Consider the following 13805-nt stretch of genomic DNA (forward strand, 5'->3'; position numbering starts at 1 on the left):
TTTAAAAGAAGGATAATGCTTTCAACTAGAACAGTGTCTAGCTCCAGCGCCTACCCCCTCGAGGTCGCTTCGGTCCTTACGATGAAGTCAAAGAACAACTTCACCTAAAGGCCCTTCCACGGCCAGGACGGCCTAGTGCCGGCGTTGCCACAGGACGTGGCGATTTTAGCCGGCCAGCGCTTGTCGGGGGTGCCCAAGGCGCTTGCGCTTTTCTGATAGGAGTGGTGTGGGAAGATGGAATGGATACAGCAGCTCGTAAACGGGATTTCTCTTGGCAGTATATATGCGCTTATTGCCCTTGGGTATACGATGGTTTACGGTATTGTGAAATTGATTAACTTTGCCCATGGAGATGTGTTCATGGTCGGTGCGTTTGTAGGATTTTATTCAATAACTATTTTGGCCTTGGATTTTTTCCAGCCCTTCTGATCAGTATGGCGGTGTGCGCCCTCTTTGGTGTTTTAATTGAGCGGATTGCGTATAAGCCGCTTAGGAATGCGACAAGGATTGCGGCGCTCATTACCGCTATCGGTGTATCACTGCTGATTGAATACACCACGATTTATGCTAGGGGAGCGCAGCCAGAGGCCTATCCGGGGGATGTTCTTCCTTTTAAAAGCATTGATATTCTAGGTGTGAAAATTAGCAGCCAGTCCTTATTCATTTTAGGAATATCGGTCTTATTAATGATATTGCTTCAATTCATTGTCCATAAAACGAAAATTGGAAAGGCAATGCGTGCTGTTTCCCATGATATGGATGCGGCAAGGCTGATGGGCATCAATGTAGATAACACGATTTCGGCCACCTTTGCAATCGGGTCTGCATTGGCAGGCGCAGCAGGAGTTATTTTTGGAATGTACTATACAAAGATCGAACCTCTGATGGGAATCATACCAGGCCTTAAGGCATTCGTTGCGGCGGTACTTGGAGGAATCGGCATTATCCCTGGAGCAATGGCCGGCGGTATGGTCCTGGGGGTCATTGAGGCGCTCGTCAGTGCGAGCGGTTATTCTCTATGGCGGGATGGTGCGGCCTTTGTCGTGCTCATTTTAATCTTAATTTTCCGCCCATCAGGACTATTCGGCAAAAACGTCAGGGAAAAGGTGTAAGGGGGGCGAAACGATGGCGAAATTTTCACAGACAAAAGGTTTTTGGGCGTTAATCATAGCCACCGCGGTTTTGGCCAGCCTTATCCAATTCTTGATTACGGGTGGAACCTTAAACGCATTTTATATTAATACCCTGTTTACGATTGGAATTAATATTATTCTTGCTGCAAGCCTCCACCTGATTATTGGGATTACTGGTCAGTTCTCAATTGGCCATGCGGGTTTTTTGGCAGTCGGGGCCTACGCTTCAGCGATTATCACGATGAAGCTTGCTCTTCCGTTCCCTGTGGCACTGTTAGCAGGAGGAATAGCGGCAGCGGTTGCCGGACTGATCATTGGAATTCCGAGCCTTCGCTTAAAAGGAGATTATCTGGCGATTGCAACACTCGGTTTTGGGGAGATTGTCAGGATTACACTCCTGAATATTGATTATGTTGGCGGTGCCAGTGGCATGCAGGTCAGCCATCTGACAACATGGCCATGGATGGTTGCCAGTCTTGTGCTGACGCTTGTGGTCATTGTTAACTTTACAAATTCCACACATGGGCGTGCTTGTATATCAATAAGGGAAAATGAAATTGCCGCTGATGCGATGGGGATTAATACTACCTACTACAAGGTAGCGGCGTTTGTAATCGGCTCATTTTTTGCAGGCGTAGCCGGAGCGCTTTACGCCCATAATTTTTACATTCTCCAGCCTGCAAACTTTGGATTTCTAAAATCTTTCGATATTCTGATTTTTGTTGTTCTTGGCGGCTTGGGAAGCATGTCGGGCGCTGTCATCGCAGCCATATTGCTGACGATTATCTCTACATTCCTGCAGGAATATCCGGAAACAAGAATGATCATTTACAGCCTTGTGCTGATTATCATGATGCTGTACCGCCCGCAGGGGTTATTGGGAACGAAGGAATTGACTTCTTTCTTTAGTAATCGCAGATCCAAAAAGGGAGGAATGCCAAATGACAATAAACAGACCATTGCTTAAGGTAGAGCAGGCAGGAATCCGTTTTGGCGGGCTTAAGGCAGTTTCCGATGTTAATCTTGAAATGAAGCAGGGAGAATTGGTTGGCTTGATTGGCCGAACGGAGCGGGAAAAACAACCTTCTTTAATCTGCTGACTGGGGTATATATCCCAACAGAGGGAAGCATTCATCTTGAGGGAGACAAATTAAATGGGCTTGCTCCTTATAAAATAACGAGAAAAGGGATCAGCCGTACCTTCCAAAACATTCGCCTTTTCGGAGAATTGTCGGTTCTCGACAATGTAAAGGTAGCTTACCATTCCCAGGCAAAGCATTCTATCCTCAGCTCCATCTTCCGCCTTCCGCCACACTTTTCAGGCGAAAAGGAGATGGAAGAAAAGGCAATCGAATTTTTAAAAATTTTCAAGCTTGAAAAATTCCTTCATGAAAAAGCAAAAAATCTCCCTTACGGACAGCAGCGCCGCCTGGAGATTGCCAGAGCGCTGGCCGCAAATCCGAAACTGCTGCTCCTTGATGAGCCAGCAGCAGGAATGAACCCGCAGGAAACGCATGAACTAATGCAGCTGATTTCCTTCATCCGGGAAAGATTTTCTCTCACAGTGCTCCTGATTGAGCATGATATGCTGCTTGTGATGGGCGTGTGTGAGCGGATTTATGTGTTAGACCATGGGCAGTTAATTGCAGAGGGAACACCAGAAGAAATCAGGAACAATCCAAAAGTCATCGAAGCATACCTCGGTGAGGAGGTTTCATAATGCTGAAAATAAATGATATCAATGTGTTTTATGGGAATATCCAGGCATTAAAGGGAGTTTCTCTGGAAATTAATGAAGGCGAGATTGTCACCCTAATTGGTGCAAATGGTGCGGGAAAAAGCACACTTTTAAAAACAATTTCCGGATTAGAGAAGCCAAAAAAAGGAGATCTCCTTTTTGAAGGGCAGTCTATTGCTGGAAAAGTGGCACAAGCCATTGTAAAAAAGGGAATCTCCCATGTACCTGAAGGCAGGCGTGTTTTTTCCAATATGACAGTTGAAGAAAACCTTGAACTTGGAGCGTATCTTAGAAAGGATAAGGCGGCATCCGTGATGATTTTAAAAAGGTGTACGACCTCTTTCCGAGACTGCTGGAAAGAAGAAAGCAGCACGCAGGAACTTTATCGGGAGGCGAGCAGCAAATGCTCGCAATGGGAAGAGCGCTAATGGCCCGTCCGCGGCTCCTGCTCTTAGACGAGCCATCCATGGGTCTCGCCCCTCTTTTGGTAAAAACAATCTTCCGAATTATTGAGGAGATTAATAAAAGCGGAACCACCATTTTACTGGTCGAACAAAATGCGAATATGGCACTTTCCATCGCTGACCGGCCTATGTTATTGAAACAGGGAAAATCGTCCTTACTGGAACACCTGATGAACTAAATCAGAGTGATCAGATCAAAATGGCCTATTTGGGCGGACATTAAACAAAAAAAGGTAGCGGAATAATAAAATATTCCGTTACCTTTTTTTATTTTAACATGGTCGTTTTCAAGAATTCCTGTGTCCGTTCTTCCTTTGGATTATCAAAGAACTCTACAGGATTTCCTCGCTCCACAATATTTCCTTCGTTCATATATACAATCCAGTCGGCTACTTCACGGGCAAAGCCCATTTCATGGGTGACAACAACCATGGTCATACCTTCTTCTGCAAGTTCCTTCATTGTCGCAAGCACTTCGCCGACAAGCTCGGGGTCAAGGGCAGAAGTGGGTTCGTCAAACAACATAATATCAGGCTTCATGGCAAGAGCCCTTGCAATCGCAACACGCTGTTTTTGTCCGCCTGACAGCTTATTAGGGTAAACATCTGCTTTATCCTCTAAACCAACCTTGGTTAAAAGAGCCATAGCTTCATTAGCGGCCTGTTTTTCGGCACTTTTTTCACATGGATAGGTGCTTCAATAATATTTTCAAGAACCGTTTTATGTGGAAAAAGATTGAAGTGCTGGAACACCATCCCGACTGTCTGGCGAACATCATTAATATCGTGTGTCTTCGGAGAGACTTCCTTTCCATTAATGATGATTCTTCCATTATCCTTTTTCTCAAGGAAATTCAGGCAGCGCAGAAGGGTACTTTTGCCTGAGCCACTCGCGCCAACTAGACAAACGACGTCACTTTCATAAACGGTCATATTGATATTCTTTAAGACGTGTAAATCGCCAAACGATTTATTTAAGTTTTCTATTTTAATCATTTCTTTTCCGTTCACAATTAAATCCTCCTATCGGTCACTGACTGCCAGTCTCTTTTCAATTATGCTGACAACAATCGTCAGCACTGCCACAAGCACAAGATAATAAACGGCAACGATGAGTAAATACGTCATTTCATCGAAATTGTTTGATCCTAGTGTCGTTGCCACGTTGAACAGCTCGTTCATTGAAATAAAAGCGGCGAGTGACGAATCCTTTAAGCCGATAATAAACTGGTTTCCTAGCGGCGGCAGTGCGCGGCGGAAAGCCTGTGGAAGTATGATGCGGCGCATTGCCAGCCCCTTGGACATCCCAAGCGAACGGCCGGCTTCCATCTGCCCCTTGTCGATTGACTGAATCGTTCCCCGGAAAATCTCGGCTATATATGCGCCGTTATGGAATGCAAGCGCCAGTGCAGCCGCCCAAAAGTCCGGAAGAAGGAAAATCCCGCTGATTCCGAAATAAAGAATGAAAATCTGGACAATCAAAGGCGTCCCCCGGACTAAATAAACATAAGCATCAGAGATGTAACCAAGAATTTTAATATTAGATATTTTTAAAAGTGCAAAAAAGAGTCCGATGACAATTCCGACGAGAATCGATACAGCCGTCAATTTCAAAGTCAGCAGCATCGCATCGACAAATAAGCCTTTATTGCTTAACAATGTATGAAGAAAATGAGAAAAACTAGGCAAAATAACAACTTCCTTTCCAAGTAATCTGCTAAACCATTACTCTGGTTTTTTTGTAATGTCTTCACCAAAATATTTTTTACTGATTCTGCTTAACGTTCCATCTTTGCGGAGGTGCTCCAGCGCCTCATTGACGCGCTTAAGAAGGATCGGATTATCCTGTGGGATAACAATGGCCTGCTCGCTACGTTCTATCAGCTGCTGCCCTTTAATCTTGAAGCCTTCCTTTGCAGCACTTTTACCGGTTACAAAGTCTGTAATAACAGCGTCATGCCTTCCCATACTTAATGCTTTTAGAGCGGTTATATCGCTGTCATACATTTTGATATTGCTTGTATATTTCTTGGCGGTGTCAGCGTAGGTTGAGCCTTTTGCGACAGCCACTTCTTTTCCCTTTAAATCATCAACAGTTTTAATTTTGCTGTCAGGACGTGTGAAAATTTGCGGTCCCGAGTAATAGTAAGGAGTAGAAAAAGCAACATGCTTGCTTCGTGCGGGATTGATGGTATGGGAGGCCACAGCAGCGTCTGCCCTGCCTGTTTTCACGCCTTCAACGATCCCTTTAAACTTCATTCTTTTTTGAACAGGCTTCAAGCCTAATTCCTTTGCTACTGCATTTCCAACCTCAATATCGAAACCTGTCATCGACAGGTCATCTGTTACATAACTGAAGGGCTTGAATTCACCCGAGGCAGCAAATACAAATGTATCCTTGTCAATCAGCTTCGTGCCATCCCTGAGCTGGTCTTTTTCAGCACACCCAGCCATGAGGATGATGGAAAGGAAGCCGGATATAAAGAGCGTCCATCTTTTTTTCATGCTGTGAAAATTCTCCTCTCTTTTTAAAGTGTTATTAGTTAGTTACCCTCTTTCTTGGCAGCTAATCGTCTAAGTCAGAAACAGTCAAAAAAAGGAACCCCCGAAGAGGTTCCGAAAGTTATATATGAAGCTTGACCTGATGCCTTTTTCCGGGGCTCAGCTGTTTTTTTAGCTTGACCTTGTAATCCTTGTAAAGAAGCTCTAGCCCAACAAAAGCCAGGGAGAACACATTGGCATAATTTTTTTGGACCTCCCATTTCAACTCGTTTTTCCCGCAGATGCTGTGCCTGTTTAATTCTTCTATTTCCTTTTTTATTTTTAAAAGTTCAATCGAATGCTCTTCCGGCGGCAGGGCAAGGAGCTGATCAATTTTTTCAATATACCTCATAGAGCGCTGAATTTTTAATTCGATATCGGAATGTGCAGCACCGTCGATTAATGAGTATTTCAATTTAAAGTCATTCAGCTTGCTCGCCGCCTCATAGGTTGCACGGACGATATCGTCCCTTGTCATTTCATTCGTTTCGTAACTTAGCATATGCTTCCAGGATGGCTGTGTGATCGCGGTGCGGTGGTCTTCAAATGTATGGCAAAGCTTCTTATAACCATATTTTTCGGGATTTTCAAAGGCTGGACTGGCAGGATCTAGAAATGGGGCGAGAGGCGCCACAAAGTAAAATAGCCTTGAATCCCTATTGCATGCCTGGTGAATGGTTTCGCAAAACTCGATATTTTCAAGAGTACTTTTATAGGTCTGTCCTGGAAGTCCTACCATGAAAAATAAATCGATCTTTTTACAGCCGTGCTTTAAGGCCGAAGTTAGCGTTTCCAATACTTTATTATTAGTACAGTTGAATTTTCCGTTTAGCCTTCTTAGCTTTTCATCATGTGTTTCAAGTGTGATTTCAATGCTGTATTTTGGGACACTTTCGTTTATCCTCTCGAAAAACTCTTCCTCTGCATATTGGAAGAGCTCAAACACAAGCTCGTTTTTCAGGTTAATTTTTTTCAGGCGGCTAAAAAATTCATGAACATAATCAGTGCCGCCTTGCCGGATATCATGAAGAATAAAGATGGGCGCACGGCTGAAGCGCTGGATAAACTGGATATCCTCAACAAGCTTTGCAGGCGACCTCAACGCAAGGAATTTGCGGTTACAGTTCTGTTCATAGGCTTCCTTTGATCCCCCGCAGATGGAGCAGTTTTGGGTGCATCCCCTTGCGGTCAACAGCGCGGTGTTGGGATACTGAAGCCAGCCATTATAGGGAAGCGGGTCGAGAAAGTTTTTATATTTGAAAACGGATTTTATTGTGTACCGGTATCCGGGTACGTCAAGGTCATCAAGATCTTTGGGAACATAAGTGAGGGGATTATACGCGATTTCTTTTCCATTTTTCCAGGTGAGATTAGGAATATCAGCATAATGGGGGTTTCCGGTCTCTAATTTATTCATTAATAACAGCATGAGCTTTTCAGTGGAATCGCCCCTCATGACAAAATCGATGAAGGGATACTGAATGAGTTCCTTGTGGTAATAAGTTGCGGATAAACCACCAAATATGAGAGGGGCCTTCGGATGTAGTTTTTTTACGAGTTTCGCAAGTTCAATGCTGCCATGGGCATGTGGGAGCCAGTGGAGGTCTATTCCGAACGCCTTGGTTTTAATGCTCCGAAGTTTTTTTTCAACATCGAAATTCTGGTTCATCAGCATCCGGTTGGCAATATTAATGATTTTGACGCGAAGCCCGAACCGTTCCAGATAGTCTGCAATGCTTGTCAGGCCGATTGGATACATTTCGAAAACAGGTGAGGATGGGACAACATCGCTAATCGGCGGCAAGAAGAGAATTTTTTCTAAAGTCATACACACTTGGAGCATGCAGGAAAACAAGATCATACTTCATAAGCAGGTCACCTTCAATCCATATATTTTCATTCAGCCCTTTCTTGGCTAATAAGAAAGTCTAAACTTTTCCAAGTTCATTCTTTCTTATCGCATAAGGGCAACTCCCCCTCTGTTTTCGCCCTTAACGGCTCGCCAATCGGCGAGTTTACTTTATTTATATATGCACTTTCATAAATGTCCGAGTTCGAAACAGGAAAGAGTTCTTAAAATATTCACCAAAGTTATATGTGGAAATATTCACAAGATGAGTTGCACTAATTTCTAAGGGAAGGGTGTTTTCCTTTATTTTACTATAGTGAAAGTTAAATAGAGTGACAAAAGGGTGACAAATATTCTGTTGCAGTCAGTGCGAAAAATGAAGAAAAAAATATTTGTTTACAGAATAAAAAGAAGGTTTTGAATTTTACGAAAAAAGGAATAGAAAAACAGATTATTGAAAGGGGAAGTGGAATTTGAAAAAGTGTCTGTCTGGTCTTATGACCCTCTTAATGCTTTTTTCACTGTTTTTGCCAGGGATTTCTAGGGCAAATGCGGAGGTTTCAGGTGCGGTAATGGATAGCAATCTGCTTAAACAGTTAGAAACCGCAACGGGCGATCTGCAGGTCATTGTCACATTTGATGGGAAGGGTGCACCTTCACAGGAAAATTTAGCGTTATTAAAGAATCTTGGGATTTCAAAAGGAATTACCATGAAGTCACTGCCAATCGCAGGAGTACTCGCAACAAAGGACCAAATTAACAAACTGGCAGCTACACAAGAAGTAAAATCAATTTACCTCAATAAAAAATTAACCTACTCCAATTATGATGCCACAAATGTTACCGGCGTCGATAAGGCACGGACGGATACCAGTATGCAGAAAGCCAATGGAGGAATGCCGATTACCGGAAAAGGAGTGGGCGTCGTCATTAATGACAGCGGTGTTGACGGTACGCATAAAGACCTGCAGTATGGAAACCACTTAGTACAGAACGTACTTGGCAGCACAAATTTAAACAGCCTTGATTCCACACTTCTTCCGGTTACCTATGTGGAAAATGTACCGAATACAGATAATAATTCAGGGCATGGCACGCATGTAGCCGGCACTGTTGGCGGAACGGGAGCCAGCTCGAACGGCAAATATGAGGGCGTTGCACCAGGAGCCGATTTAATCGGGTACGGTTCAGGCGCGGCACTATTCGTCCTCGATGGAATTGGCGGGTTTGATTATGCTCTCACTCACCAATCACAGTACAATATACGCATCATTACCAATTCATGGGGTACAACGGGCGACTTCGATCCGTATGATCCCATCAATCTAGCAAGTAAAGCGGCCTATGACCACGGCATTACGGTTCTTTTTGCAGCAGGAAATGAAGGACCAGGTGAAAATACGCATAATCCATATGCGAAGGCACCTTGGGTTATTTCCGTAGCGGCTGGCGAAAAGGATGGTTCGCTCGCCGACTTCTCCTCACGCGGTACAAAGGGAGTTGGAGGAACGTTTGAGATGGACGGAAGAACGTGGAAATGGGAGGACCGTCCAACAGTTACCGCACCTGGCGTCGATATCATTTCAACCCGGGTGCTCGGACCAGTGTCGTCGCTTGGGGCAACGTCGGATGCCGAAATGATTGAACCGGCTTATCTTCCCTATTATACAGTCATGAGCGGAACCTCCATGGCGACACCGCATGTGGCCGGCATTGCGGCCCTGCTTTTAGAAGCGAAGCCAACCCTAACACCGGATGATATTAAAAAAGTACTCCAGGATACAGCGACCAATATGCCTGGATATGAAACTTGGGAAGTGGGAGCAGGCTATGTAAATGCGTTTGATGCACTTGATGCCGTGATGTTTGGAAAAACTTACGGCAAAACGGTAAATGCCTATCAAATTTTTAACAGCAATGTTAACTCAACGGTAGACCGGAGCGCTTTCCAGGTAGACTATAATCCAGTCACACTTGGATCAAATTCCTTTACGTTCACAGTGCAGGATGGAGTTTCCCAGCTGACAGCCCGTGTGGATGCCAAAGGACTGCTTGAGCAAACAGGCAACCCTATCAATCTCGTCTTGATCGCTCCAGATGGCACAGAATACAGCTCGGGCGTGAGCTTATTATTCCCTTTGTATACGGATAGGACCGTTTCAGTGAATACTCCTGTGGCTGGGCAGTGGAAAGCGGAGGTTCGCGGTCTGCGCGGGAATGAAGCGAATCCTGTCGGCACAGCCCTTCCGGAAACGGTTAAAGGAACACTCGCTTTATCAAAGGTCAGCGGCTTTACCGGTTTAAATGATATTGCAGGCCATCCGGCAGCCGATGCCATAAAAATGGCTGTAAATGAAAGACTCGTAGATGGCTATGCGGACGGTACGTATAAACCAAACCAGATACTTCTTCGCAAGGAATTGGCCCGTTATCTCGTAATGGGTTCTGGAATCCGCCAAAGCCAGGCAGTCATTGTCCCGAATGTTTCTTCGGCTGATTTGCCATTTGTTCAGGCGGTTGTGGCAAAAGGCGCTGCTATCCGTGACGAGCTGCAGACGCAAAATGGCGTCATGCTCCTTGACTCAGCGGGCAGCTTTAACGGCAGCGGGCCATAACAAAAATGGATTTGGCATACTCTTTCGTTCAGGCACTCGGCCTGGAGAAACAGGCAAAGGAATTTACAGGCGATGTCACAGTACAATATAAGGATGAAAGAATTACTTTAAAAGACAGCAGCAGCATTCCAGATGCCATGAAGGGATATGTGCAGCTGCGCCTTGACTTGAATATTTTAAATGCTAGCTTTAGCGTCAAACAAGGTCCATACGACCTGAAGCCTACAGTAGAAGCCACTTTTGATCCGGCTAAAAAAGTAAGCAGAGGCGATTATGCAGTAGCAGCGAGCCGATATTTCCAGACATGGCTTCAATAAAAAAGGGGGAGAAGCGCTTTAATGGCGCTTCTCCTTTAATTTTTTGATTTTATGTTGTTTTTACTGAAATTTGGATTAAAAATTTTTGCAAAATCGCTTCAGCTACAACATTTACGTGTATTGAATGTGCAAATCCCTTTCAATAAAGGACCAGGGAATCCCTTTCTACTTTAACTGAACGCTTTTCTACACTAACTAAGAGTATTTCTACAATAAGTTCGTGTTTATCTACACTAATTTAAGAAATTTCTACACTAAAACGTCGGAATTCTACAATTCTTAATAAAATGAACACCTTTTAATAAGGCTGTTTTCGTATACTTTGTTCCTATATAAGTAGTAGTTGATTTGCACTCCAGGATGCTCGCTTTCCGCGGGGCGTGCGGTGAGCCTCCTCGGCGCTCTGCGCCTGTGGGGTCTCACCTGTCCCGCTGCTCCCGCAGGAGTCTCGCACCTTCCGTTCCAATCAACTTCTTTTTCAACGAATTGCTTTTAAAAACCTATTTACAAAACAACAATCTTTTAGAAAACAGCCTTTAATAAAAAATGGATCGTCCCACAATAATTCTAATAAAATTTTTTAACTTCTTACTCAATCTCTCATTCGCATACCGTAATTAAATATTGAATGAAAAAAAACCTGAAATTCCCCAAAAAGGCATTCATAGACATTTAAAATTAGGTTTCGTACTATTAATAACGGGTATATAAGTAGCTTTATTTTTGATTCCCATTGCTATATAATAGCTCCACGTGTGAGAGGAGCTAGATGAACGAAGTGGAAGAGAATTACTTAGAGATAGAAGCAATTATTCATCCGATTTTAGAACGGTCGGGGAGTGATGTTCAGGTAAAGATCGATAGCCATTTTCCAGGGGGGCGTCTGGCTGGAGGCAAATACACAATGAGCACACATACTGTGACTTTATATATTGAAGAAATTAAAGAGCAATGCATGCAGATTTTTGGATCATTAAGCCTGCTGCCAGATTATCTGTCTGTTATTTTTGCCCATGAACTGGGGCATGCCCAGGATCGGCATCTTGCCGCACTGGCAGATTTTTATGACGAGTGTACAAACGAATTTGACCGCAGCAAAATCGCCTTTCTGATTGAAAAAAACGCCTGGAAGTATGCTGAAAAACTAATGCCTGAAATCAGCCGGGATTTTGTCAAAAAAATCATTGCCCAGTCACTCAAACCCTATTATGAAAAAATGGAGCTGCAGACAGCTTAATTCTATAACAAAAAATCCAGGGATCTCGCCATCACTGGATTTTTCTTCTTCATATTGCTTAATTGGAATGTAAGCGTTACACTATTGCTATTAGCGGCTATTATTTAGAGCTTTTTTTAATACAAACGAATGCAAGCGGTTGCGCTCAGATTAAGCTAAATCTAAATTTAAATCTAAGCTTTGGAGCAAATTAAGTCTGAAGCATCACGACACGCTTGCTTAAAAATATGTTGGAGAGTGATAGGCATGAAAAAAATTTGGTGGAAAGAAGCAGTTGGGTATCAAATTTATCCGCGAAGCTTTCAGGATTCTAATGGTGATGGAATTGGCGATCTTCAAGGAATTATACAGCGGCTTGATTATATAAAAGAGCTGGGAATCGATGTTATTTGGATTTGCCCGATGTATAAATCTCCTAACGATGACAATGGCTATGATATTTCTGATTATGAGGACATTATGGAAGAATTCGGGACAATGGCTGACTTTGACCAGCTTTTATCCGAGGTCCACCAGCGCGGTATGAAGCTGATCATTGACCTTGTGCCAAACCATACGAGTGACGAGCATCCATGGTTTATCGAATCCCGCTCTTCAAAGGACAATCCAAAGCGTGACTGGTACATCTGGAGAGACGGAAAGAACGGCGCAGAGCCAAATAACTGGGAAAGCATTTTCGGAGGATCTGCCTGGCAATACGACGAAGTGACAGACCAATATTACATGCACGTATTTTCGACGAAGCAGCCAGACCTTAACTGGGAAAATTCAGAGGTACGTGGTGCGGTTTACAGCATGATGAACTGGTGGCTGGATAAGGGAATTGACGGCTTCCGCATTGATGCCATCAGCCATATCAAGAGGCGTCCAGGCCTTCCTGACATGCCCAACCCTAATAATGAAAAATACGTTTCCTCCTTTGATATGCACATGAACCAGGAAGGCATCCATGAGTTTTTAAGTGAAATTCAGGCCAGCACCTACGGCAAGTATGATGTCATGACGGTTGGCGAGGCAAACGGCGTTTCAATTGAAGAAGCAGATCAATGGGTCGGCGAGGAAAAGGGTAAAATGAACATGGTCTTTCAATTCGAGCATCTGGATTTGTGGGATGCTGTTAAAAAGAAGGATCTTGATGTTGTCGGCTTGAAAAGAACGCTAACGAAGTGGCAGAAGGGTCTTGAAAATGATGGCTGGAATGCTTTGTTCATTGAGAACCATGACAAGCCGCGCATCGTTTCCACCTGGGGCAACGACGGGGAGTTCTGGAAGCAGAGCGCAACTTCGATGGCTGCGATGTACTTTTTAATGCAGGGCACGCCGTTTATCTATCAGGGCCAGGAGATTGGCATGACGAATGTCCAATTCCCTTCGATTGATGATTATGACGACGTCGCTGTGAAAAATATGTACCGCCTGCGCCGTGAAGAGGGTGTACCACATGAAGAAATCATGGAAATCATTTGGTCATCATCACGTGATAACAGCCGCACACCGATGCAGTGGTCTGATGATATGAATGCAGGATTTACGAGCGGAACACCATGGATGAAGGTCAATCCGAATTATACAGATATTAATGTAAAAGCTCAGGCGGAGCAGGAAGATTCAATTCTTTCTTTTTATAAAAAAATGATCAGCGTGAAAAAGAATAATCAAGTTTTCACATATGGGAAATATGATTTGCTGATGGAAGAGGATGCACAGGTTTATGCCTATACCCGGACATCCGAAAACGACCGTGTTGTCGTCATCGCAAATCTTACCGGAAGAGATGCAGCGTTTAATGTGGAGGGAATTTCACTTCAAAACGAACAGTTATTGTTAAACAACTACCTGGTTGACGGGCATGAAAACACGTCGAAAATTGATTTGAAACCATATGAGGCACGGATTTATCGATTATAATAAA

At 43.9% G+C, this 13805-nt stretch carries 8 protein-coding genes and 4 pseudogenes; 8 read left to right on the forward strand and 4 right to left on the reverse strand.

Annotation, left to right across the window (positions count from 1 at the left end):
• Nucleotides 1-234: 234 nt before the first annotated feature.
• From RCG23_RS12300 to RCG23_RS12315, 4 genes and pseudogenes are all read left to right on the forward strand, one after another.
• Nucleotides 235-1112, forward strand: a pseudogene (locus RCG23_RS12300) (branched-chain amino acid ABC transporter permease).
• A gap of 13 nt (nt 1113-1125) precedes the next feature.
• A complete protein-coding gene (locus RCG23_RS12305; protein ID WP_308179868.1) occupies nt 1126-2100 on the forward strand; it encodes a branched-chain amino acid ABC transporter permease in 975 nt (324 codons plus the stop codon).
• Nucleotides 2075-2853: pseudogene (locus RCG23_RS12310) on the forward strand (ABC transporter ATP-binding protein). Before RCG23_RS12305 ends, RCG23_RS12310 begins: the two are co-directional and overlap by 26 nt.
• Nucleotides 2853-3558 (forward strand): annotated as a pseudogene (locus RCG23_RS12315) (ABC transporter ATP-binding protein). The pseudogenes RCG23_RS12310 and RCG23_RS12315 overlap by 1 nt, the downstream one beginning before the upstream one ends.
• Before the next feature lie 44 nt (nt 3559-3602).
• Here the strand turns inward: RCG23_RS12315 and RCG23_RS12320 are convergent.
• From RCG23_RS12320 to RCG23_RS12335, 4 genes and pseudogenes are all read right to left on the reverse strand, one after another.
• Nucleotides 3603-4330, reverse strand: a pseudogene (locus RCG23_RS12320) (amino acid ABC transporter ATP-binding protein).
• Between the two features lie 27 nt (nt 4331-4357).
• On the reverse strand, nt 4358-5023 hold the full coding sequence (locus tag RCG23_RS12325; RefSeq protein ID WP_308179869.1) for an amino acid ABC transporter permease: 666 nt from the start codon (nt 5021-5023) through the stop codon (nt 4358-4360).
• Nucleotides 5024-5059: 36 nt separating this feature from the next.
• The gene (locus tag RCG23_RS12330; protein WP_308179870.1) at nt 5060-5839 is read right to left on the reverse strand and encodes a transporter substrate-binding domain-containing protein; all 780 of its coding nucleotides are present in this window, start codon (nt 5837-5839) and stop codon (nt 5060-5062) included.
• Nucleotides 5840-5957: 118 nt separating this feature from the next.
• Nucleotides 5958-7703: a TIGR04190 family B12-binding domain/radical SAM domain protein gene (locus RCG23_RS12335; RefSeq protein WP_308179871.1), complete on the reverse strand. Its 1746-nt coding sequence runs from the start codon at nt 7701-7703 to the stop codon at nt 5958-5960.
• A gap of 494 nt (nt 7704-8197) precedes the next feature.
• Here RCG23_RS12335 and RCG23_RS12340 point away from each other — a divergent pair, with 494 nt between their 5' ends.
• From RCG23_RS12340 to RCG23_RS12355, 4 genes are all read left to right on the forward strand, one after another.
• Entirely contained in the window at nt 8198-10339 is a 2142-nt protein-coding gene (locus tag RCG23_RS12340) for a S8 family serine peptidase (RefSeq protein ID WP_308179872.1), read from the forward strand.
• Nucleotides 10340-10344: 5 nt separating this feature from the next.
• On the forward strand, nt 10345-10656 hold the full coding sequence (locus tag RCG23_RS12345; RefSeq protein ID WP_308179873.1) for a hypothetical protein: 312 nt from the start codon (nt 10345-10347) through the stop codon (nt 10654-10656).
• Nucleotides 10657-11425: 769 nt separating this feature from the next.
• Nucleotides 11426-11893 (forward strand): hypothetical protein, encoded by a 468-nt coding sequence (locus RCG23_RS12350; RefSeq protein ID WP_308179874.1) that lies wholly within the window; start codon nt 11426-11428, stop codon nt 11891-11893.
• Nucleotides 11894-12139: 246 nt separating this feature from the next.
• The gene (locus RCG23_RS12355) at nt 12140-13801 is read left to right on the forward strand and encodes a glycoside hydrolase family 13 protein (RefSeq protein WP_308179875.1); all 1662 of its coding nucleotides are present in this window, start codon (nt 12140-12142) and stop codon (nt 13799-13801) included.
• Nucleotides 13802-13805: the final 4 nt, after the last annotated feature.

Origin of the sequence: Neobacillus sp. PS3-34 (genome assembly GCF_030915465.1) — a bacterium.
Lineage (GTDB): Bacteria > Bacillota > Bacilli > Bacillales > Cytobacillaceae > Neobacillus_A.

Bases quoted from the DNA above. Each gene is read 5' to 3' on its own strand.
- RCG23_RS12350 (WP_308179874.1), top strand. From the start codon at position 11,426: ATGAACGAAGTGGAAGAGAATTACTTAGAGATAGAAGCAATTATTCAT.
- RCG23_RS12330 (WP_308179870.1), bottom strand. From the start codon at position 5,839: ATGAAAAAAAGATGGACGCTCTTTATATCCGGCTTCCTTTCCATCATC.
- RCG23_RS12355 (WP_308179875.1), top strand. From the start codon at position 12,140: ATGAAAAAAATTTGGTGGAAAGAAGCAGTTGGGTATCAAATTTATCCG.
- RCG23_RS12335 (WP_308179871.1), bottom strand. From the start codon at position 7,703: ATGACTTTAGAAAAAATTCTCTTCTTGCCGCCGATTAGCGATGTTGTC.
- RCG23_RS12345 (WP_308179873.1), top strand. From the start codon at position 10,345: ATGGATTTGGCATACTCTTTCGTTCAGGCACTCGGCCTGGAGAAACAG.
- RCG23_RS12305 (WP_308179868.1), top strand. From the start codon at position 1,126: ATGGCGAAATTTTCACAGACAAAAGGTTTTTGGGCGTTAATCATAGCC.